Here is a 20,389-nt window from a genome sequence, read left to right as displayed (position 1 = left end):
TCTCCTAACAAATTTGCTTTTCAGCGTTATATTTTTCGATTAAATCCATAATTTCTTTAGAAGTTGCTTTTTCAAGCGCATTGTCGGCAAGTTTTTTCGCTTCTTCAAAATGTGTATTACGAATTAATTTTTTGATTTTAGGAATTGATACCGCACTCATGCTGAATTCATCAAGTCCCATACCTAGTAATAAAATCGTTGCTCGTTCATCACCAGCAAGCTCACCACACATTCCTGTCCATTTACCTTCTTTGTGAGAAGCATCAATGACTTTCTTAATGAGTGTTAAAACAGATGGTGAAAGTGGGTTATAAAGATGAGAAATTAATTCGTTACCACGATCAACCGCTAATGTGTATTGTGTTAGATCGTTGGTTCCAATACTAAAGAAATCAACTTCTTTCGCTAAATGATGAGCAATGACGGCAGCAGCAGGCGTTTCAATCATTACACCAACTTCGATGTTTTTATCAAACGCTTTACCTTCGGCAGTAAGCTGTTCTTTAAGAATATTAATTTCAGATTTTAAGATACGGATTTCTTCAACCGATATGATCATCGGGAACATGATACGTAATTTACCAAATGCTGATGCGCGTAATATTGCGCGTAATTGTGCATGGAGTATTTCTTTGCGATCTAAACAGATACGAATTGCACGCCAACCTAAGAATGGGTTTTCTTCTTTCGGTAAATGCATATAAGGTACATCTTTATCGCCGCCAATATCCATTGTTCTGACAATAACAGATAAACCATTCGTTGATTCGGCTACCTCTTTGTAAGCTTTGAATTGTTCGTCTTCGTTAGGATAGGCATCACGATCCATAAATAAAAATTCAGTACGATAAAGACCGACACCTTCATAACCATTGCGATCCGCACCGGCGATATCACGAACCGTACCAATATTTGCACAAATTTCAACTTGGTGACCATCAAGCGTAACGGCTGGTAAGTCTTTTAATTTTGCCAACTCTTCTTTATCGGCAATATATTTAGCTTGAACTTGTTTGAGTTTCTCTTGAGTAGCGTGATCTGGATTGATATAAATGGCATTATTTATGGCATCCAAAATAACAAAATCACCTTGTTTTATTGCTTGCGTTGCGTTTGATGTACCAACAATAGCTGGAATTTCTAGTGAACGAGCCATAATTGAGGTGTGAGATGTACGACCACCAGCATCTGTGATAAAACCTAATACCATATCTAGATTTAATTGTGCTGTTTCAGATGGAGTAAGATCTGTTGCAACTAAAATACAAGGTTGGTTAATTGCACTTAAATCAACGATTTCAATCCCTAAAATATTTTTAAGTAAACGTTTGCCAATATCACGAATATCAGCAGCACGCTCTTTTAAGTATTCATCGTCTAAGTTTTCAAGTTCTTTAGCTTGAGTTTCAAATACTGATTGGACAGCGGCATCAGCGGTTGAATGCTTGCTTTGTATACGAGAGATAACTTCTTGTTCTAAATCCTCATCTTCTAAAAGCATGATATGCCCTTCAAAGATAGCAGCTTTATCTTCGCCTAATGTGGATTTTGCTCGTTCCATTATCGCATTTAATTGCTCGCTGGATTTTTGACGAGCGTCCTTAAAACGTGCAATTTCAGCATCAATTTTGTTATCAAGAATTGGTCTACTGTTAACAACAATAGGTTCTTCTTTTAATAATAGCGCTTTTGCAAAAGCGATACCGGGGGAAACAAGTATACCTGATACCATAACATTTAATCCTTATTCAATTTTAAATCTGTTCTTTATCGCATTTTGAATCTAATTATTCCAACTCAGGGATTAATTTAACCAAATGATTTACTGCTTCTTTTTCATCTTCGCCTTCAGCTGAAATGGTAATGGTAGTACCTTGTGTTAGACCAAGTGTTTGTAATTTGAATAGACTTTTAGCACTAGCACTTTTTCCGTTAGAAGTTACAGTAATTTCAGCATTAAAATTTTTAGCTTCTTTTACAAATTGTGCGGCAGGGCGGGTATGGAGACCATTCGGTGCGGTAATGGTTACATCTTGTTTATACATAATAATTCTACTCCTAAAAAAATTTTCATTTACGCGACCAATATAAATAAAAACCGCCTGAATGGCTAGTAACATTTAATCGATCTTTGGAATTAGTTAAACTTTTTATATATCAATATATAGTTATGTCTATATTTATTAATAACGATAAATTCGAGTGATTCTATCACTACATTTTTTAAACTCTACTTCTCCACGTATACCACGCTTTATGTTTTCAAAGACAATTTCTTCGCTGCCATCAAGTTGTGATTTTTGTATTTCTTCACTACAAAATGTTTCAAATTGTTGAAGTTCGTGTTCACCATTACCTAGTTTATAGTAATGGGGCAAGTCTTGGCTTGTTACAAAAGTTTGGTTTTTATTTTGTACATCGAGAATAATGATACCTTTGTTAGAGAACCATGAACTACAAGCAGTTAATGATACAACAAAAGCTAAAATGAGAAGGGAAAATTTCACCACAAATCTTACAATATTCAAAATAATTCCTTTATAAAGCCCAGTAACCTGTTTATTATTTATAGCTAGCTGTGGATTATATACTAATAATTAATGAAAGTGCAGAGTGCTTTTTATTGATATGACAAAATCAGGGTGACATTAATGACCAAAACTGTAAATTATGATGAACTTAATCATGAATTAAACTTAAATAAAATGGGTATTACAGCTGCTGAATTACATGGTTTTATTTCGGGTATTTTAGCCGGAGGCAATCATGATGAAAGTTGGCGCCCTTTAGTTGAAGATATGCTCAATAATGGGCAAAAAATCCCAGAACCTTTAAATAAGAAAATGGTTGAGCTTTATTGTGTTACCAAGCAACAATTTTTGGATGATGATTTTGAATTCCAATTGTTACTTAACGAACATGATCTTTTTTCTCAAATTGATGATTTAGTCGGTTGGGTTAACCATTTTTTATTAGGTATTGGATTGGTTCAACCAAAATTAAATCATATTAAAGGCGATGTGGGTGAAGCAATTTATGATTTGAGACAAATTGCGAAGCTAGGCTACGATGAAAACGAAGATGAGCAAGAGTTAGGATTCGCATTTGAAGAAATTAAAGAGTATGTTCGCATGACTTCGATTCTCTGTTTTGATGAATTTAATGAGGCTGATATCACACCAACCATTCATTAATATTAACTTGTTTTAAAAAGGTTATCACTATGCAAAATATCGATACCAAAAAAGAGCTTTTTTCTCGTCGAGAAAAATTTCTTTCGCAAATGCAACCTAACAGCGTCGCACTTTTTTTTGCCTCACCCGAAGTCGTCAGAAGCAATGACACGCATTATCCTTATCGGCAAAATAGTGATTTTTGGTATTTTACCTGTTTTGATGAACCCGAAGCCGTATTAGTGATGATTAAACAACAAGATAATCATGTTCGATATGTGCTGTTTAATCGTAAAAAAGACCCTCTGGCTGAAACATGGACAGGCTATCGTTTAGGGCAGCAAGCTGCGTTAGAAACCCTTGCCGTTGATGAAGCGCATCCTTTTGATAAAATTGATACTATTTTGCCTGAGTTGTTGAATGGTAAGCAGGCAATTTATCATGCTGATCTGCAATATGATTATGCTGACACGATTGTCAAAAAAGCCCTTACGATTTTAAAACAAGGTGCAAGATTTAAGCTTTCAGCACCCAGTAGTGTGATTGATTGGCGTCCTATTGTGCATGAAATGCGGATGTTTAAATCTAATTTTGAAATAGACATTTTACGTCATGCGTGCAAAATTAGTGCCCAAGCCCACTGTCGAGCAATGCGTAGCTGTAAACCTTCGATGTATGAATATCAGTTAGAGGCAGAAATTTTACATGAATTTGCCTGGCTGGGTGCTCGTTCTCCTTCCTATAATACGATTGTAGGAGCCGGTAACAATGGTTGTATATTACATTATGAAAATAACAGTGCGCTTTTAAAAGACGGTGATTTGGTGTTAATCGATGCTGGCTGCGAATATCAATATTATGCAGGGGATATAACAAGGACTTTTCCTATCAATGGTCAATTTAGCCAAGCACAGCGCGATATTTATAACATTGTTTTAGCTGCTCAATATCAAGCAATTGATCTGTTAAAACCTGGAACATCGATTATGGAAGTAAATGATCATGTTGTGAAAACTATGGTGACGGGCTTAGTTAAATTAGGCATTATGCAAGGGGATGTCGATTCGCTCATTGCTGATAAAGCTTATACCGCATTTTATATGCATGGTTTAGGGCATTGGCTCGGTATTGATGTACATGATGTGGGGAGTGGTAGGGATCGTATTTTAGATCCGGGTATGGTATTGACTGTTGAGCCAGGGCTTTACATCAATCAAGATGCTGATGTGCCTGAGTGTTATAAAGGTATTGGTATTCGTATTGAAGATAATATTTTAATCACAGCATCGGGTAATGAAGTATTGACCAGTGATGTGCCTAAAGAACCAGAGCAAATTGAAAAATTAATGTTACTGGCTCGTTAATCTTTTCGATAAGGCAATAATCTTCTTATTGAGATTATTGCTTTTATTGTCATTATGGATAAAGCAATATTGTTCTAATGTGTTGAGAAATTAATAGGATGATTAATTATCTAAACTTATTGATTTATCACGATTAAAAATTATTTTTATTTTTAAATCTTTTGCTATTTTACGTTCATATTTCCACGTTTTCATCGCTGTGATAACTGAACGATTAAAAATATTGTTCGGTTTAGTTTCAATAATGCGAATATTCTCGACACGTCCATTACTGTTGATATCAAAGAGTGCAACGACATGACCTTCTAAGCGCATATCAAGCGCTCGACGAGGGTATTCAGGTTGATTACGACTGATTGGAGCTGGATTACCCGAATATTGACGGCTATCAGAAATAGAAGACGCTACCGCAGTTTTAGCAAAGTTATCCGATATCACTTCTTGTCTAACTTGCTGACGTGACTCTTTTTGAATTGGTTTTTGCTTCGTTTTAGGTTTGGGTTTCGGCTTTGGTTTCTGTTTTTGCTCTATGACAAGTTTATTTTCAGGAATGATCTCTGGTTTTTTTTCAGGAATGATTTGGGTTTCAGTAACAGGCTCAACTATTGGTTCATCTATTGGATTATTTTCAATAATATCACTTTCTTTAACACCTTTGATATCAGGCGCATTTTCAACTAATGATTGTTCAGGCGCTGCTATTTGTGTTACATCAATCATGATTGCCTTAATTGAGTTATCACCTTCGTTAACGACAACATTTTTAGCCAAGATCATTGGACTGAAAAGTAAAGCCAATAAAAATAGGTGCGATATGATCGAAAGTGAAGTTGAAATATATTCACTCTCTTGTTTGATAAGTATTGGCGATTGAGGTTCTTTTTCGTTACTAATGTCTATATCAAAATTGATTTTCATAACAATTATCATTTTTAACTTAAGGTGAATATTCTAAATGAAAATGCTTATCATTTGTAGTTTTTTTTGAAATAAGCTAATTCAATATCTTGTTGCATGGCAATATTTATCAGATAATAGCAGGCAACTATCTGTTATTTTTAGTGGTTTGGATGATGAAAAATCCTTCAATGAGTCAAATTCTTAATCTTGTAAAAGATGACTTAGTTAAAGTCAATGAGGCAATTCAGGCGGAGCTTAGCTCGGATGTTGTGCTAATTAATCAATTAGGTAATTATATTATTAGTAGTGGCGGTAAGCGAATTCGTCCTATTATTGCATTGCTAGTTGCCAAAGCCCTTAATTATCAAGGTGATAAGCACATCATTGCTGCTGCGTTTATTGAATTTATTCATACAGCTACATTATTACATGACGATGTTGTTGATGAATCTGATCTCAGGCGTGGTAAATCAACGGCTAATGCATTATTTGGTAATGCGGCAAGTGTTTTAGTTGGCGATTATATTTATACGCGTTCTTTTCAAATGATGGTACGGACTGAATCTTTCAAAGTTTTAACTATTATGTCGGCAGCAACAAATGTGATTGCTGAAGGTGAAGTGCAACAATTAATCAATTGTAATGATCCCGATATTACTAATGAACAGTATTTAGAAGTCATTTATCGTAAAACCGCTCGTTTATTTGAAGCAACTTCGCATTCGGCAGCGGTGTTAGCCGGCGCCAATGCAGAGCAAGAATTTGCCTTACAAGAATATGGAAAATATTTAGGTACGGCCTTCCAAATTATTGATGATTTATTAGATTATAGTGCTGATAGTAACCAAACCTTAGGTAAGAATTTGGGTGATGATCTTAATGAAGGCAAACCAACTTTACCTTTATTACATGCGATGCGTCATTGTCAAAATGCTGAGGAAGCTAAGTTGATTCGTCAAGCTATCGAGCAAGGGAATGGGCGACATTTGTTAGATCGTATTTTGCAGATCATGAATGAGTGTGGTTCACTTGAATATACTTTACAAATAGCACAGCAAGAAGCCCGAAAGGCTTTTGATGTGATTGCTATCCTGCCGGACTCTCCCTATAAAAAAGCATTGCAAGATCTCGCATTGCTCTCAGTAAAAAGAGAAAATTGACAGGAGTTAAATCGAAGTATGGATTGAAAACATTCCTACTCGTACTTATATGGACATTTTATATTAAATCATCATTAGCAATGATCAAAAATTGATTTCTTTATATTTCATCGTATGTTGTGAAATGACGAGCAATTTTTTCTGATTATATTAACAAGGTAATTAGGCATGTTTAAACGATCTTGGCCGGTCTTTATTATTTTTATTTCTATGATTTCGTTACAATCAAGTGCATCTATGGCCAAATATCTTTTTCCGGTATTAGGCCCTGAAGGGATGACCGCTTGGCGATTAACTTTTTCATCCTTGATGCTTATCATTATTTTCAAACCATGGCGTAAACCCATTACTAAACAAGCTTTTAAGTATGTGTTTTTATATGGCGTAGCAACCGGTTGCATGAATTTGGCTTTTTATAGTGCCATCGCCAGAATCCCACTTGGTATTACTGTGGCGATAGAACTTACTGGGCCGATAGTTGTCGCAATGTGTTATTCTCGTCGGTTAGTTGATTTTATTTGGTTAGGCGTTGCGGTTATCGGGCTTGCGATACTTTTACCGATTCATCAAGCTTCTGGTGATTTAGATCCCGTTGGCATATTGATGGCTTTATTAGCCGGTTCAGGTTGGGCATGTTATATTGTCTTTGGGCGTAAAGCTGGGGCATTATATGGTTCATCAAGTGTTGCGATAGGGTCTTTAATAGCATCTTTATTTGTATTTCCTATTGGTGTGTGGGATAGTGGGAGTGCTATGTTTTCTTTGGAACTTCTTCCTTTAGTGTTTGTGGTTTCATTATTGGCGTCGGCCATTCCTTATGGATTAGATATGATAGCGTTACCAAGATTACCCGCTCAAACATTTAGTACTTTAATGAGTTTGTCACCGGTTTTTGCTGCATTGTCTGGCTTCATAGTTTTACAAGAGCAATTAACACGTTATCAATGGTTGGCGATTACATTTATTATTGTTTCATCAATCGGTACGGTATTGACAATGAGCCGACCAACTAAAATAAAATCGGTTAACCCATAACTTGCTTGACTGTATTACGCAAATAAATGTAATACTTATATAAATGTCGCTAGTTATGCATTGTTCAAAGTATAACAATAATGCATAACAAGCTGATTGATTGTATCTTATTAACGATGAGGGAAGCCCATACCGCCACCCATTAGTCCTTTCATTTGGCGCATCATTTTCATCATGCCACCGCCTTTCATTTTTTTCATCATTTTTTGCATATCTTCAAACTGTTTAAGTAGTTTGTTGACGTCTTGTACTTGAGTACCTGAACCATTCGCAATTCGACGTTTTCGAGATCCTTTGATGATTTCAGGATTAGCTCTTTCTTTTAACGTCATTGAACTTATAATCGCTTCCATTTTAACGGTGATTTTATCGTCCATTTGTGCTTTAATGTGTTCAGGTAGTTGCCCTGCACCGGGTAGTTTTGCCAACATTGCTCCCATCCCACCCATATTTCGCATCTGTTGAAGTTGATCTTGGAAATCATTAAAATCGAACTTGTCACCTTTTTTTAACTTTTTGGCAATTTTTTCTGCTTTTTCACGATCAACATTTTGTTGCAACTCTTCGATTAAGGAAATGACATCTCCCATACCTAATATTCGTGAAGCAATACGATCTGGGAAGAATGGCTCTAAAGCATCTGTTTTTTCTCCCATTCCTAAGAATTTAATGGGCTTGCCAGTAATATGACGAATCGATAACGCCGCACCACCACGGGCATCACCATCAACTTTGGTTAAAATCACACCGGTAAGTGGCAAGGCATCATTGAAGGCTTTTGCAGTATTGGCGGCATCTTGCCCTGTCATTGCATCAACAACAAATAACGTTTCGATTGGGTTGATAGCCTGATGCAGTTCTTTGATTTCATCCATCATGTTGCTATCAATATGTAAGCGTCCCGCTGTATCGACAATTAACACATCGAAGAACTGAAGTTTGGCATGAGAAATGGCTTTATTAACAATATTCACTGGTTTTTCATGAATATCCGATGGGAAAAATTCCACATCAATGGCTTTTGCAAGCGTTTCTAATTGTTTAATTGCAGCCGGACGATAGACGTCAGCAGACACAACCAGCACTTTCTTTTTTTGCTTTTCTTTTAGAAATTTAGCTAATTTAGCAACGCTGGTGGTTTTACCTGCCCCTTGCAAACCAGCCATCAAAATAACAGCGGGGGGCTGTGTTGCCAGATTTAGGGTACTATTAACTTCACCCATAGCCGATGTAAGTTCAGCCTGCACTATTTTGATAAATTCTTGACCCGGTGTTAAGCTTTTAGAAACGTCCAGACCAACGGCTTTTTCTTTTACTTGATTAATAAATTCACGTACAACAGGAAGTGCTACGTCGGCTTCAAGTAAAGCCATACGTACATCACGTAGTGCTTCTTTAATATTATCTTCAGACAGTCGCCCTCGACCACTGATATTACGAAATGTCTGCGATAAACGGTCGGTTAAATTCTCAAACATATTAACTCTCAATAAACAAAAAAATTGTGATTATCATAACAGAAAATCTTAAGAAGTCCCATGATCATAATTTTGTTCTTACTTGACACCAAATAGTGTTCCTGTTCAAATGTTGAAAATTAACTTTGCATAATATTCCCCCTTATTATTTTTTAGCTAGGGAAGATGAATACAGGAGATATTGAGATGAAAAAAATCATTAATACAGATAACGCACCTGCTGCAATAGGCCCTTATGTACAAGGCGTTGATTTGGGTAATATGTTATTTGCATCAGGACAAATACCGTTAGATCCGGTTACTGGTAAAATGTCAGATTGTGTCAAAGAACAAGCTAAACAAAGTTTAGCAAATGTAAAAGCTATTATCACGGCAGCGGGTTATCAAGTTAGTGATATCGTTAAAACCACCATTTTTTTAGCTGATATGAATGATTTTGCGGCCGTTAATGCAATTTATGAAGCCTTTTTTACAGAACATCATGCTGGGTTTCCTGCTCGTTCTTGCGTACAAGTCGCCCGAATCCCCAAAGATGCTAAGGTTGAAATTGAAGTCATTGCTGTAAAGTAAACGCAATATTTAACAATGAGTTACTTTAAAAGTTTAAAGTTTTAAGCTCAATAGATCCTTTACCATTAAAGATTTTAGACTTATGCCTATTGCATCAAATTGAATTAGTGTAGTCACTTGGTGACTACTTTTTAATTGCATCAAATTTTGCCCTACATTTCTGCTTTTTTAGATAATCCTATAAAGTGGTAGTTATACTTGTCTAGGGAGGCTAACATCTTTTATTATCCGCAATATCTAAAAAATTATCGTTTAAGCCTTGCCATGTTTATCTTTTTTTACATTAATCATTCAAGTAAATGATTAATCATATCCAGAACGTGTAAACTTCTATTTAATGATTGATTGCCGATGGAGTTGATGCAATAATCTACAATTATTTATTATTAGTTGCCGTGTAATTAGGTTGCAAATATGTTTGAAAAAGTTGAGTCGTACGCAGGGGATCCTATTTTATCATTAGTTGCTGAGTTTAATCAGGATAACCGGATGAATAAAACAAATTTAAGTATCGGTTATTATTATGATGAAAACAGTATTGTACCTCAATTAGCATGTGTAAAAGCTGCACGTGATTTTATCTATCAGAATGATAAAACTGCATCACTTTATTTACCGATGAGTGGATTACCTGAGTATTGTCGAGCTATTCAATGTTTGCTATTTGGTGAAGCACACAGCGCGTTTAAAGATAAACGCATTGCAACCATTCAAACTTTAGGTGGTTCAGGTGCATTAAAAATAGGTGCTGATTTTTTGTTTCGCTATTTTCCGAAATCAGAAGTTTGGGTCAGTGATCCAACATGGGAAAATCATATAGACATTTTTCATGGTGCTGGATTTAAGGTAAATAAATATCCGTATTTTGATTCACAAACTTGTGGTGTTAAGTTTGATGCAATGCTTGAGACATTACATCAATTACCGGCTAAAACTATCGTTTTGCTACACCCTTGTTGTCATAATCCAACCGGTGCCGATTTAACACATGCACAGTGGGATCAGGTTATTGATATATTAAAAACACGCGATCTTATTCCCTTCATGGATATTGCTTATCAGGGATTTGGTAAGAGTATCGAAGATGATGCATATGCAATTAGACGAGTGGCAGAGTTAGGGATATGTGGTTTTGTGTGTAACTCTTTTTCAAAAACATTTTCGTTATATGGTGAAAGGGTGGGTGGTTTATCCGTTTTATGTGATAACAGTGAAGTGGCAAATCGTGTACTTGGTCAGCTTCAAGCAACCGTACGTCGAAATTATTCAAGTCCTGCGGCCTATGGTGCTCATATTGTTAGTCATGTTTTGAATAATGTTGAACTCAAAGCCCAATGGGTTGACGAAGTTACAGTTATGCGTGAACGTATTATCTCAATGCGAACTAAACTAGTAGAATTATTGAATAAGGCAGTACCTGAAAGTAATTTTGATTATTTAATCAAACAGCGAGGCATGTTTAGTTATACTGGGTTTTCTCAAGAACAAGTCGCACATTTAAAAAATAACTTTGCTGTTTATTTGGTGGGCAGTGGACGGATGTGTGTGGCGGGTTTAAATCACCATAATATCCATCGAGTAGCGGAAGCGTTTGCTACATTAAAATAACCATGTAATTAATAAGAGGAGTATTTAATATGTTCCGAAAAATGTTAATGTTAATGCTAGGGTTAGTTATGGCAACATTTGTTGTGGGTTGTAATACGGTCAGTGGTGTGGGTAAAGATGTTCAATCTGGTGGTAAAGCAATTACTCATACGGCTGATGAAGTAAGTGATAAATTATAAATGGAGCGTTGAGTCGAAATATAACTAATTTATTATCTACATTTACTTCAAAAATTAATCTATTTTTTTATAAAGGCATAGTTCGTCAAGTTGACGAGCTGTGCCTTTAATTAGGATAACATTTAACAATATTCAGTGATTCATATTACGTTGGATCTTAGATTTTTTCACAGTTTGAAATGAATATTTTCGCAAAAACAATTTATTAATTTGGGATAGGCTAATACAATGACAAATACAAATACAAAAAAATTGGAAGGATTAGGTGGCTGGTTAATTGTAGTCGCTATAGGTTTGTTTGTAACTTTTTTTTTGGTTGGTCGTCAAATTTATGATTTATTAGATATGATGTTTTTTAGTGGTACTCTGGAGGAATTTATTAATATAAATTCAGATTATTATATTCCGTATATTGATAAATTGTTTTTATTTGAACTAATTGGGAATACGCTGTTAATTAATGTAAATATCTATCTAACTTACTTATTTTTCAAAAAAGATTATAAATTTGTTAACACATTTATTTTTTTAGAGATTTTCAATATTATTATTATAGTATTCGATCAAATTCTATACCAAAAACTATTGGCTCAATTTTTTGGATCTAGTGATCTAAAAGATCTATTTAGAGCATTAATTCATGCAGGTATTTGGATACCTTATATGTTAAAGTCTGAAAGAGTTAAAAATACCTTTATTAATGGTCGTCCAACGGATGCAAATTATGATAGTATTAGCCGTTAAATTTTTTAAGGAATGATTATGTCATTTAATTTTGAAAATTCCCTAAAGGGTAAAGTAAAAAAAGCGGTTATCCCTGTTGCTGGTCTAGGAACACGCATGTTACCAGCAACGAAAGCAATTCCTAAAGAAATGTTGCCAGTTGTCGATAAACCGCTTATTCAATATGTCGTTAAAGAGTGTATTGCTGCAGGTATCACTGAAATTATTTTTGTCACACACTCATCAAAAAATTCAATTGAAAACCATTTTGATACCAGCTTTGAATTGGAAGCGATGTTAGAAGCACGAGTGAAGCGTCAATTGTTGCAAGAAGTACAAAGTATACTTCCTAAACATGTAACAATTACAAGTGTTCGTCAAGGTTTAGCCAAAGGGCTTGGTCACGCAGTTTTATGTGCCTATCCTTTAGTGGGTGATGAACCTTTTGCTGTGGTATTACCAGATGTGATTATTGATGAATATGAAAGTGATTTGACTTGTGACAATTTGGCAGCCATGATTCATAATTACCAAGAATCTAAACATAGTCAAATTATGGTTGAACCTGTGCCTAAAGAATTAGTTTCTTCATATGGTATTGTTGATTGCCGTGGAGAGGAGCTGTCAGCAGGAAATGTAGTACAAATGTATAGTGTGGTCGAAAAACCGTCGGTTGAGGATGCGCCATCAAATCAATCCGTGGTAGGGCGTTATGTATTATCTGAGAAAATTTGGCCATTACTTGCTAAAACGCCATTAGGTGCTGGCGGTGAAATTCAATTGACCGATGCTATTGCAATGTTACTTGAAGAAGAGCCGGTTGATGCCTATTGTATTAAAGGACAAAGTCATGACTGTGGCAATAAACTTGGATATGTACAGACTTTTGTTCAATATGCTATGCGTCATAAAACATTAGGTAAAGATGTTTCTGATTGGTTGAAAACACTTTAATTGGTTTAAGATGTTTTATTAACCTAAAAAGGACGCTTAATTGCGTCCTTTTTATCATTGAATATATATTGTTGTTACTTAAGCTTCGGCGTTGTCATTATCCAGAGTGACATTCGGATCGTTAAAGACATTCATATTCATCAATCCTACTTCACGATCTGTGGCAACCGCTGCGGTCATTGCACCCGATACGTTAGCTAAAGTTCGAGCCATATCAATAATTGGATCGACAGCGAGTACCATCCCAATTAATGGGAAGTATTCAACCATTCCCATTCCAGATAAAACCACCGTCGCAGCAACGGTTGCCGTCCCTGGAATACCTGCGATTCCTATTGATCCTATGACCACGACTATCACAAGCATAATATAAAATTGAATATTGGTATCTATCCCAACCATATGGGCGACCATTACCGCTAATAATGCAGGAAAAAATCCAGCACAACCATTCATACCCATGGTGCTGCCAAGTGAGCCAACTAAGTTTGCTGTACCGGTGTTGACGCCCATTCTGACGGTTAATGTTGAAATAGTCATCGGTAAGGTACCCACTGATGAGCGACTTGTGAAAGCTAATAGCCATGTACCTAATGCTTTTTTGATAAACATTACTGGTGAAATACCATGAATTAAGACAATTAATACATGTACAACAAGCATAACGAGAGTTGCAATATAAACCGCTGCAACAAAACTTGATACTTCAACAATTGCAGGAATACCATTAGATATAATTGTACGGGCGAGTAACGCAATGACGGCATACGGCATATATTTAATTACGGTCATTGCAATTGACATAACAATTTTATATAGCGCTTCAATGAATGTTTTAAACAAGGCAATTGGTTGAGGTTTTTTCTTTTCCATTCTATTGGCGGCAAGCCCCATTAATGCTGAAAAGATAACTAATCCTACAATATTTTCTTTTGCCATGGCACCGATAATATTGCTAGGAATCAGATTAACGAAGGTATCAATAATATTGGTATAATGTTTAGCTTGAGCTTGGTGTAATGATGTTGAGCTTATTTCACCGAGTTCAAAAACGTTAGCTAAAACAATGCCGACTATACAAGCGATTGCCGTTGTAAAAAGTAACCAAAAAATTCCACGGAATGCAATTTGAGGTAAATTCTTTTTTCCCGAAAAATCAATAATAACTTTAACTATTGAGACAAATACCAGTGGAATCACTAGCATACGTATAAAGGCAATAAAGGCACGCCCAAAAAGACCATACCATGTTGCAATCTCTTGCATCCAAACCATCGAACTTTTAGGAAAACCTGCCGACCATTGGATTCCCAGACCAAGAACTGCCCCAAGTATCAAGCCAACTAACATGCGAATTGAAAAATTAACTTTTTTGTCTTGTAATGGTTTCATTATGACAAAAAAACAAATAAGTAATAGCCCAAGACCAATTAATGTTTGGTAATGAGTAATGGATAGGAATTTTTCAAAAAAAATCCCGTGAAAAATGGCATCTGACATAATCGATCCTCGCCCTTTTAGAGGGTATATAATTAAATAATTATCAATAATGCTTTAATTTTATTTATTAATCAATTTGTTAAATGCTTTAAAAGTTTGTTTTAATACTGAAGCAATTGATTAACAAATTTAATTTTTTATTGACTATTTTTGAGTGATTAGTAAACACTCTTTTCATCATCTCTATTTGGCAATGGAACCTGCAATATTTAAAATATCCCAAGGCCGTGAAAAAGGTGGTGCATACAGAAAATCTAACATTGTAAGTTCGTCAATCTTCATTTGTGACCATATTGCTGTTGCTAATACATTTATTCTCAATGCAGAACCAGTGCCGCCGACTAATTGTCCCCCCAAAATCTTGCGTGTTTCAGCATGATAAATAAGTTTAGCCGTAACGGGTGATTGACCTTCGACATAATTACTGTGGTTTTTATCGTTTACTAAAACCGTTTTATAGGGGATACCTAATTTGATGGCTTCATTTTCAGTTATTCCTGTTCGTCCTGCTTCAATATTAAATACTCGGAGCGCTGATGTGCCTAACGTACCAGGAAATTGACAATTGCCACCTGCAATGTTTTCACCTGCAATTTTCCCCAATTTGTTTGCGCCAGTTGCTAATGGAATATAGACTTTAGTTTGGCTGACTTTATGGAACAGCGTGGCACAATCTCCAGCGGCATAAATATCAGTGATATTTGTTCTACCTAAATCATCGGTAATAATGGCACCATTATTTAGGGTATTAATGCCAATGTTTTTGTAGATTTGACTATTTGGTCTAACGCCGGTAGCGATAATAACCAGATCAGCAGGATATAGTCCTTTATTTGTAATAACCTGCGTCACTTTATCTTGACCAACAAAACCTTGGACACTTTCTTGTAGATGTAAGTCACAATGTTGCTCAAGATTTTCCTGAATAATGTCAGTGAGTTGCTCATCAAATGCTTCGACTAATACTCGATTATCTAATTGAATTAATTTTACTTTCTTTTTTAATGCAACCAATGATTCGGCTATTTCCAATCCAATATAACCAGCTCCAACAATAATAATATTTTTGCATTCCGGTTTTGACAGCGCTTCTTTGATTGCTAATCCATCATAAAGATTGCGTAACGTAAAAATATTTTCCAGCTGATCATTCGCCAGTGTTGGAATAATTGGACTTGCACCTACAGCAAATAGCAATTTGTCATAGCTATCTTCAATGTTTTCACCGTTACTTAAATCTTTAATAAGTAATTTTTTTTGTTTAACATCAACAGATATCACTTCATGTCGTGTTTTTATTTCAATACCATCTTTTTGAAATTGTTCAGGTGTTCGGGATATCATTTCATTAGCATCAGTAAAATGATTGCCAATATAATAAGGTAAGCCACACGCACCAAATGAAACAATATCCGATTTTTCATAGATACGAATTGTTGCATTAGGGTTTATTCTTTTGGCTTTAGCTGCAGCACTCGCCCCAGCTGCTTGAGCTCCAATAATGATTATTTTCATCTATTATTCTCCTTTGTGCGCCTATTTTGAACACTTATCTGCTCATTGTTCAAGGTAAAGTAACAAAGCATATCGATAAGTATTCATAATTGTCCATTTTAATTGTAATAAATGTACAATGATGTGTTAAATTTAACATTTCACTTGCAAATATAGTTTTAATCTTATTTTAAATCAAATTAATCGAAAAAAAAGTCGGATCGGTTTTTAAGATTCCGTCTGATGTATGAGATCGATGATAGTATTAATATGTTGTTGTGAATCATTTAATGCAGGGATGTAATGAAAGTGTTTTCCTCCTGAATTAAGGAATATTTCTCGATTTTCTTGATCTATTTCATAACAAGTTTCAATACAATCCGCAGAAAATCCTGGGCACATCACATGAACACGAGTCACGCCATTTAAAGCTAAATTTCTAAGTATGTCACTCGTGTTTGGTTCAACCCATTTTCCTTTTCCAAATTTTGATTGATAGGCCATTTGTATTGGCAGCGTGACGCCGTTCGCTAAACACTTTTCAATTAATAATAAGGTGGTGAGTTCACATCGCTCGATATAATCATCATGGCGTTTAATAATATAGCGCTCAGGCATACCATGATAAGAAAGGAGTAAAACATCAGGTTGTCCTTGCTCTAAAAAAGCCTGTTTTATCTGTAAATAGAGTGCATTAATGTAACTTGGGTGATCAGCATAGTCTCGAATATAGTGAATATTACTTCTTATAATATTGGTATCATTTAATTGTTTGATTTTATCCAGAACGGCAAGTGTTGTGGTTGTAGAATATTGCGGGAATAGGGGTAACAACGTAATTTTCTTACAGGATTTTAAGTTATTTAAGGCTGCTTGAAGACTCGGTTCACCATACGTCATGGCAAGCTCACATTTTATATTGGGTAAGTGTTGCTGCAATTTTTTGTGTAACAATTTACTGTAATGTAACAAGGGGGAACTACCCTCTATCCAGATTTTTTGGTAATGCTTGAGAATGTACGGAATACGTTTAGGTAAAATAAAATATTTTAAAATTGGATACCAAATAAAGCTGGGCAGATCAACAACATGTCGATCAAGCAAAAACTCTGTTAAATATTGTTTTATAGCTTCAGGCGTTGTTGCGCTTGGTGTACCTAAGTTAACTAATAATAAACCGTTTTTTTTATTCACAGCTAAGCCTCATTTGATATAAAGATAATGGTTTATGACTGTTAATAGTCTACTTAGTGCTCCTTGATTTTGTTTTAAAACGAGATAGGCATTTTCGCCAAGTTGGTTTCGGCTACTATTGTCATTTAATAAACAATCTATTGATGAATATAAATCATCTGCTGAGTTTGTGCAAACAATCATTCCTTGCGCTTCAATCAATTGTTCACAAATCACTTGGAAATTAAAAAAATATTCACCGGTAATAATAGCAATATGGTGCAGTGCAGGCTCTAAAGGATTATGTCCACCCTGTTTTACTAAGCTGCCACCAACAAAAGCGATATCTGCCATCGCATAAAGCTCTAGTAGTTCGCCCATTGTATCGCCCAAAACTATTTGTGTTTGTTCTGTAGGTATTTGATTTGTACTACGCTTTAGATAATTAAAACCACTATCACTAATGAGTTTTTCAACCGTTTTAAAACGTTCAGGATGACGTGGTACCAGAATTAACAATAAATTAGCATGTTTAAGTAGTAATTTTTTAAATGCAGTTAAAATAATTTCATCTTCGCCACTATGGGTACTTGCTGCAATTAACACAGGTCTATTTAATTGCCATTGTTGTTTTAACTGGTTTATTTTCTGTCGCTGCTCATTGGATAAGTTAATATCAAACTTGATGCTGCCGGTAATTGCTAAATGATCTGTAGGTAAACCAAGTGAAACAAATCGTTCACCATCATGCTGATTCTGAGCTGCCACCATACTAATTTTCGAAAATATTTGTTTGACCGCTTTACCTAATTTACCATAGCGAGCAGCTGATCGTTCAGATAATCTAGCATTTGCAATAATTAAAGGAATTTTTTGTTTATAACATTGGCTAATTAAATTAGGCCAAAGTTCAGTTTCCATAATAATGACAATTTTGGGCTTTGTGGTTTTCAAAAATCGTTTTATGGCACCAGGTAGATCATAGGGTAGATAAACATGACTGACACTGTCTTTTAATAACGTTTTTACTCGCTCAGAACCTGTCGGCGTCATGGTGGTAACAGTGATTGGTAACTGTGGATATTTTTGTTGCAATGCTTTAATTAGCGGAATCGCCGCTATTGTTTCACCTACGGATACGGCATGCACTAAAATACCATTTGGTTTGACTTTATTTTTGCAAAAACCATATCGTTCTAACCATCGCTGACGGTAGGCTGGCGCTTTACGACTGCGCCATAATAGTTTTAGCCAAACAAATGGCTGAATTAGATATAATAAAAGGGTATAGATAATTTGCATGCACGTTAATGATCTAGATTAAAAAAATGCTGACGATAATAGACAAGTTCTGAAATGGAATCACGAATATCGTCAAGTGCTTGATGGGTACCTTGTTTTGTAATGCCTTTCAGAATTTCGGGTTTCCAACGTTTTGCTAATTCTTTAATAGTACTGACATCTAAATAACGATAATGAAAATATTTTTCTAACTTCGGCATATAGTTAAAAAGAAAACGACGATCTTGACCAATCGTATTGCCACATATTGGTGAACAGTTTTCAGGTACCCATTGTTGTAAAAATGCTAATGTTATCTCTTCAGCTTGCTGTTCTGAGAAAGAACTTTGTCGAACGCGTTCAATTAATCCTGATTTGCCATGGGTATTTTGATTCCATTCATCCATGAGTGCTAATTGTTCATCTGATTGATGAACAGCAATAACTGGACCTTCAGCAAGAATATTTAGGTCAGAATCAGTTACAATGGTTGCAATTTCAATGATACGATCAGTTTTTGGATCGAGACCCGTCATTTCGAGATCAATCCAAATAAGATTACTACTATTAATTTTAGTGTGTGTGATCATAATTTGCTGTAGAAATTTTCTTTTTGATGCTGAGTAGTGTAGCATATCTGACAAATTGTATAGTAAAAAATTCTTAATTGTGGCAAAAAATAAACTATCCCAAAATCAAAAAAGGCGTGTAGCTGCTAAACATCAGCAACGATTAGAGACAAGACACGATGATAACTTGTCAAATTTTTCGTTACCGCGTGAAGGTGTCGTCGTGAGTCGTTATGGTAAATCTGCCGACGTCGAAGATGATACTGGACTAATTTATCGTTGCAGTATTCGCCGTACATTACCGTCGTTGGTTACCGGTGATAAAGTAATATGGCGAGAGAGTTTGGAATCCAATACTAATGGTATTATTGAGGCGGTGCACCCTCGACATTCAGAATTGGTACGTCCGGATTTTTATGATGGTGTAAAACCCGTCGCAGCTAATGTTGATCAGATTGTTATCATATCGGCAGTTTTACCAGAATTATCCTTGAATATTATTGATCGTTATTTAGTGGCTTGTGAGGCAACCAATATTCATCCCATTATTGTGCTAAATAAAATTGATTTACTTAACCCTGATCAGCGTGTTGAGATTGAAAAGCAGCTATCAATTTATCGGGATATTGGTTATCAGCTATTGTTTGTTTCTTGCCAAAATCAACAAGGGCTGGCCCCTTTGCAAGATGCATTACAAGGAAAGGTGTCTATTTTGGTTGGTCAGTCTGGTGTAGGTAAATCAAGCATTATTAATCTGTTATTGCCTGAACAGGCACAATCAGCTTTAACGGGCGATATCTCTGAATTATCGGGTCTTGGTCAACATACCACAACATCTACACGGCTCTATCATTTACCCAATGGTGGCGATATTATTGATTCGCCGGGGATTCGTGAATTTGGATTATGGCATCTTGAACCTGAACAGGTTATTCATGGCTTTATAGAGTTCGGTGATTATTTAGGCGGGTGCCAATTCCGTGACTGCAATCACTTAAATACACCAGGGTGCTTGTTACAAAAAGCGGTACAAGAAGGAAAAATAGCACCATCGAGACTTGATAATTATCATCGTATTTTACAATCCATGAAGGATGTGAAAGCTAAAACAAATAAAAGCTATAAATAGCCTGATTTTCAATACGTTCAGAAAATGACAGTGAGCTTGAATGAGTTAGAAAACATTGCTCATAATCTCAAAACACATGATTATGAGCAATCAGATTAG

Annotated in this window: 20 protein-coding genes; 10 read left to right on the top strand and 10 right to left on the bottom strand. The window is 35.5% G+C overall.

The annotated features are described in order from the left end of the window. Positions 1–4: 4 nt before the first annotated feature. The 3 genes from ptsI to ACKJXD_RS08735 form a co-directional block, all read right to left on the bottom strand. On the bottom strand, positions 5–1,732 hold the full coding sequence (gene ptsI / locus ACKJXD_RS08745; protein WP_430876083.1) for a phosphoenolpyruvate-protein phosphotransferase PtsI: 1,728 nt from the start codon (positions 1,730–1,732) through the stop codon (positions 5–7). A 55-nt stretch (positions 1,733–1,787) separates the two neighbouring features. Continuing rightward, entirely contained in the window at positions 1,788–2,045 is a 258-nt protein-coding gene (gene ptsH, locus ACKJXD_RS08740; RefSeq protein WP_065559773.1) for a phosphocarrier protein Hpr, read from the bottom strand. Positions 2,046–2,183: 138 nt separating this feature from the next. After that, positions 2,184–2,507: a hypothetical protein gene (locus ACKJXD_RS08735; protein ID WP_430876082.1), complete on the bottom strand. Its 324-nt coding sequence runs from the start codon at positions 2,505–2,507 to the stop codon at positions 2,184–2,186. 144 nt (positions 2,508–2,651) lie between these two features. Between ACKJXD_RS08735 and ACKJXD_RS08730 the strand changes: the two genes are divergently transcribed. Both ACKJXD_RS08730 and pepP read left to right on the top strand, forming a co-directional pair. Next, the gene (locus tag ACKJXD_RS08730; RefSeq protein WP_430876081.1) at positions 2,652–3,194 is read left to right on the top strand and encodes a UPF0149 family protein; all 543 of its coding nucleotides are present in this window, start codon (positions 2,652–2,654) and stop codon (positions 3,192–3,194) included. 29 nt (positions 3,195–3,223) lie between these two features. Further along, positions 3,224–4,537 carry a Xaa-Pro aminopeptidase gene (pepP, locus tag ACKJXD_RS08725; protein ID WP_430876080.1) on the top strand — a complete coding sequence of 438 codons (1,314 nt, stop codon included), beginning with the start codon at positions 3,224–3,226 and terminating at the stop codon, positions 4,535–4,537. 102 nt (positions 4,538–4,639) lie between these two features. Here pepP and ACKJXD_RS08720 read toward each other — a convergent pair whose 3' ends face one another. Next, the gene (locus ACKJXD_RS08720) at positions 4,640–5,455 is read right to left on the bottom strand and encodes a TonB family protein (protein ID WP_430876079.1); all 816 of its coding nucleotides are present in this window, start codon (positions 5,453–5,455) and stop codon (positions 4,640–4,642) included. 155 nt (positions 5,456–5,610) lie between these two features. Between ACKJXD_RS08720 and ispB the strand changes: the two genes are divergently transcribed. After that, positions 5,611–6,597 (top strand): octaprenyl diphosphate synthase, encoded by a 987-nt coding sequence (gene ispB / locus ACKJXD_RS08715; protein WP_430876103.1) that lies wholly within the window; start codon positions 5,611–5,613, stop codon positions 6,595–6,597. A 168-nt stretch (positions 6,598–6,765) separates the two neighbouring features. Continuing rightward, positions 6,766–7,632, top strand: a complete 867-nt coding sequence (locus tag ACKJXD_RS08710; RefSeq protein WP_220215998.1) for an EamA family transporter — start codon at positions 6,766–6,768, stop codon at positions 7,630–7,632. A gap of 110 nt (positions 7,633–7,742) precedes the next feature. Here the strand turns inward: ACKJXD_RS08710 and ffh are convergent, their stop codons facing one another. Then, the gene (gene ffh, locus ACKJXD_RS08705; protein ID WP_220215997.1) at positions 7,743–9,110 is read right to left on the bottom strand and encodes a signal recognition particle protein; all 1,368 of its coding nucleotides are present in this window, start codon (positions 9,108–9,110) and stop codon (positions 7,743–7,745) included. Between the two features lie 186 nt (positions 9,111–9,296). Between ffh and ACKJXD_RS08700 the strand changes: the two genes are divergently transcribed. The 5 genes from ACKJXD_RS08700 to galU all read left to right on the top strand — a co-directional run bounded on the left by ACKJXD_RS08700 (position 9,297) and on the right by galU (position 13,144). Then, on the top strand, positions 9,297–9,680 hold the full coding sequence (locus ACKJXD_RS08700; protein ID WP_065559821.1) for a RidA family protein: 384 nt from the start codon (positions 9,297–9,299) through the stop codon (positions 9,678–9,680). A 414-nt stretch (positions 9,681–10,094) separates the two neighbouring features. Then, positions 10,095–11,288 carry an aromatic amino acid transaminase gene (locus ACKJXD_RS08695; RefSeq protein ID WP_430876078.1) on the top strand — a complete coding sequence of 398 codons (1,194 nt, stop codon included), beginning with the start codon at positions 10,095–10,097 and terminating at the stop codon, positions 11,286–11,288. A 29-nt stretch (positions 11,289–11,317) separates the two neighbouring features. Next, the gene (locus ACKJXD_RS08690; protein WP_255556771.1) at positions 11,318–11,467 is read left to right on the top strand and encodes an entericidin A/B family lipoprotein; all 150 of its coding nucleotides are present in this window, start codon (positions 11,318–11,320) and stop codon (positions 11,465–11,467) included. Between the two features lie 228 nt (positions 11,468–11,695). Next, positions 11,696–12,211, top strand: a complete 516-nt coding sequence (locus ACKJXD_RS08685; RefSeq protein WP_430876077.1) for a DUF2569 domain-containing protein — start codon at positions 11,696–11,698, stop codon at positions 12,209–12,211. Between the two features lie 18 nt (positions 12,212–12,229). Beyond that, on the top strand, positions 12,230–13,144 hold the full coding sequence (gene galU / locus ACKJXD_RS08680; RefSeq protein ID WP_220215993.1) for a UTP--glucose-1-phosphate uridylyltransferase GalU: 915 nt from the start codon (positions 12,230–12,232) through the stop codon (positions 13,142–13,144). A 78-nt stretch (positions 13,145–13,222) separates the two neighbouring features. Here the strand turns inward: galU and ACKJXD_RS08675 are convergent, their stop codons facing one another. The 5 genes from ACKJXD_RS08675 to orn form a co-directional block, all read right to left on the bottom strand. Then, positions 13,223–14,644, bottom strand: coding sequence for a cation:dicarboxylate symporter family transporter (locus ACKJXD_RS08675; protein ID WP_430876076.1), 1,422 nt, complete (start codon positions 14,642–14,644; stop codon positions 13,223–13,225). A 183-nt stretch (positions 14,645–14,827) separates the two neighbouring features. Beyond that, positions 14,828–16,159 (bottom strand): CoA-disulfide reductase, encoded by a 1,332-nt coding sequence (locus ACKJXD_RS08670; RefSeq protein ID WP_430876075.1) that lies wholly within the window; start codon positions 16,157–16,159, stop codon positions 14,828–14,830. Between the two features lie 207 nt (positions 16,160–16,366). Beyond that, the gene (gene hemH / locus ACKJXD_RS08665) at positions 16,367–17,332 is read right to left on the bottom strand and encodes a ferrochelatase (RefSeq protein ID WP_430876074.1); all 966 of its coding nucleotides are present in this window, start codon (positions 17,330–17,332) and stop codon (positions 16,367–16,369) included. Between the two features lie 9 nt (positions 17,333–17,341). Next, positions 17,342–18,613: a lipid IV(A) 3-deoxy-D-manno-octulosonic acid transferase gene (gene waaA, locus ACKJXD_RS08660; protein WP_430876073.1), complete on the bottom strand. Its 1,272-nt coding sequence runs from the start codon at positions 18,611–18,613 to the stop codon at positions 17,342–17,344. A 5-nt stretch (positions 18,614–18,618) separates the two neighbouring features. Then, complete coding sequence (orn, locus tag ACKJXD_RS08655; RefSeq protein ID WP_220217314.1) at positions 18,619–19,182, bottom strand: oligoribonuclease; 564 nt, start codon at positions 19,180–19,182, stop codon at positions 18,619–18,621. A gap of 79 nt (positions 19,183–19,261) precedes the next feature. Here orn and rsgA point away from each other — a divergent pair, with 79 nt between their 5' ends. Continuing rightward, on the top strand, positions 19,262–20,290 hold the full coding sequence (rsgA, locus tag ACKJXD_RS08650) for a small ribosomal subunit biogenesis GTPase RsgA (RefSeq protein WP_294825703.1): 1,029 nt from the start codon (positions 19,262–19,264) through the stop codon (positions 20,288–20,290). Positions 20,291–20,389: the final 99 nt, after the last annotated feature.

This window comes from Gilliamella sp. G0441, from assembly GCF_050589305.1.
In the GTDB taxonomy this organism is placed as follows: domain Bacteria; phylum Pseudomonadota; class Gammaproteobacteria; order Enterobacterales; family Orbaceae; genus Gilliamella.
This window is presented reverse-complemented; position numbering and strand designations above follow the sequence as displayed.

What these genes read in the sequence shown, in the direction of transcription:
- ACKJXD_RS08685 (WP_430876077.1), top strand. Translation starts at nt 11,696, where the DNA reads ATGACAAATACAAATACAAAAAAATTGGAAGGATTAGGTGGCTGGTTA.
- ACKJXD_RS08710 (WP_220215998.1), top strand. Translation starts at nt 6,766, where the DNA reads ATGTTTAAACGATCTTGGCCGGTCTTTATTATTTTTATTTCTATGATT.
- pepP (WP_430876080.1), top strand. Translation starts at nt 3,224, where the DNA reads ATGCAAAATATCGATACCAAAAAAGAGCTTTTTTCTCGTCGAGAAAAA.
- ffh (WP_220215997.1), bottom strand. Translation starts at nt 9,110, where the DNA reads ATGTTTGAGAATTTAACCGACCGTTTATCGCAGACATTTCGTAATATC.
- ACKJXD_RS08675 (WP_430876076.1), bottom strand. Translation starts at nt 14,644, where the DNA reads ATGTCAGATGCCATTTTTCACGGGATTTTTTTTGAAAAATTCCTATCC.
- ispB (WP_430876103.1), top strand. Translation starts at nt 5,611, where the DNA reads ATGAAAAATCCTTCAATGAGTCAAATTCTTAATCTTGTAAAAGATGAC.
- orn (WP_220217314.1), bottom strand. Translation starts at nt 19,182, where the DNA reads ATGATCACACACACTAAAATTAATAGTAGTAATCTTATTTGGATTGAT.
- ptsH (WP_065559773.1), bottom strand. Translation starts at nt 2,045, where the DNA reads ATGTATAAACAAGATGTAACCATTACCGCACCGAATGGTCTCCATACC.
- ACKJXD_RS08690 (WP_255556771.1), top strand. Translation starts at nt 11,318, where the DNA reads ATGTTCCGAAAAATGTTAATGTTAATGCTAGGGTTAGTTATGGCAACA.
- galU (WP_220215993.1), top strand. Translation starts at nt 12,230, where the DNA reads ATGTCATTTAATTTTGAAAATTCCCTAAAGGGTAAAGTAAAAAAAGCG.
- ACKJXD_RS08670 (WP_430876075.1), bottom strand. Translation starts at nt 16,159, where the DNA reads ATGAAAATAATCATTATTGGAGCTCAAGCAGCTGGGGCGAGTGCTGCA.
- ACKJXD_RS08730 (WP_430876081.1), top strand. Translation starts at nt 2,652, where the DNA reads ATGACCAAAACTGTAAATTATGATGAACTTAATCATGAATTAAACTTA.
- waaA (WP_430876073.1), bottom strand. Translation starts at nt 18,613, where the DNA reads ATGCAAATTATCTATACCCTTTTATTATATCTAATTCAGCCATTTGTT.
- ACKJXD_RS08700 (WP_065559821.1), top strand. Translation starts at nt 9,297, where the DNA reads ATGAAAAAAATCATTAATACAGATAACGCACCTGCTGCAATAGGCCCT.
- ACKJXD_RS08720 (WP_430876079.1), bottom strand. Translation starts at nt 5,455, where the DNA reads ATGAAAATCAATTTTGATATAGACATTAGTAACGAAAAAGAACCTCAA.
- ptsI (WP_430876083.1), bottom strand. Translation starts at nt 1,732, where the DNA reads ATGGTATCAGGTATACTTGTTTCCCCCGGTATCGCTTTTGCAAAAGCG.
- ACKJXD_RS08695 (WP_430876078.1), top strand. Translation starts at nt 10,095, where the DNA reads ATGTTTGAAAAAGTTGAGTCGTACGCAGGGGATCCTATTTTATCATTA.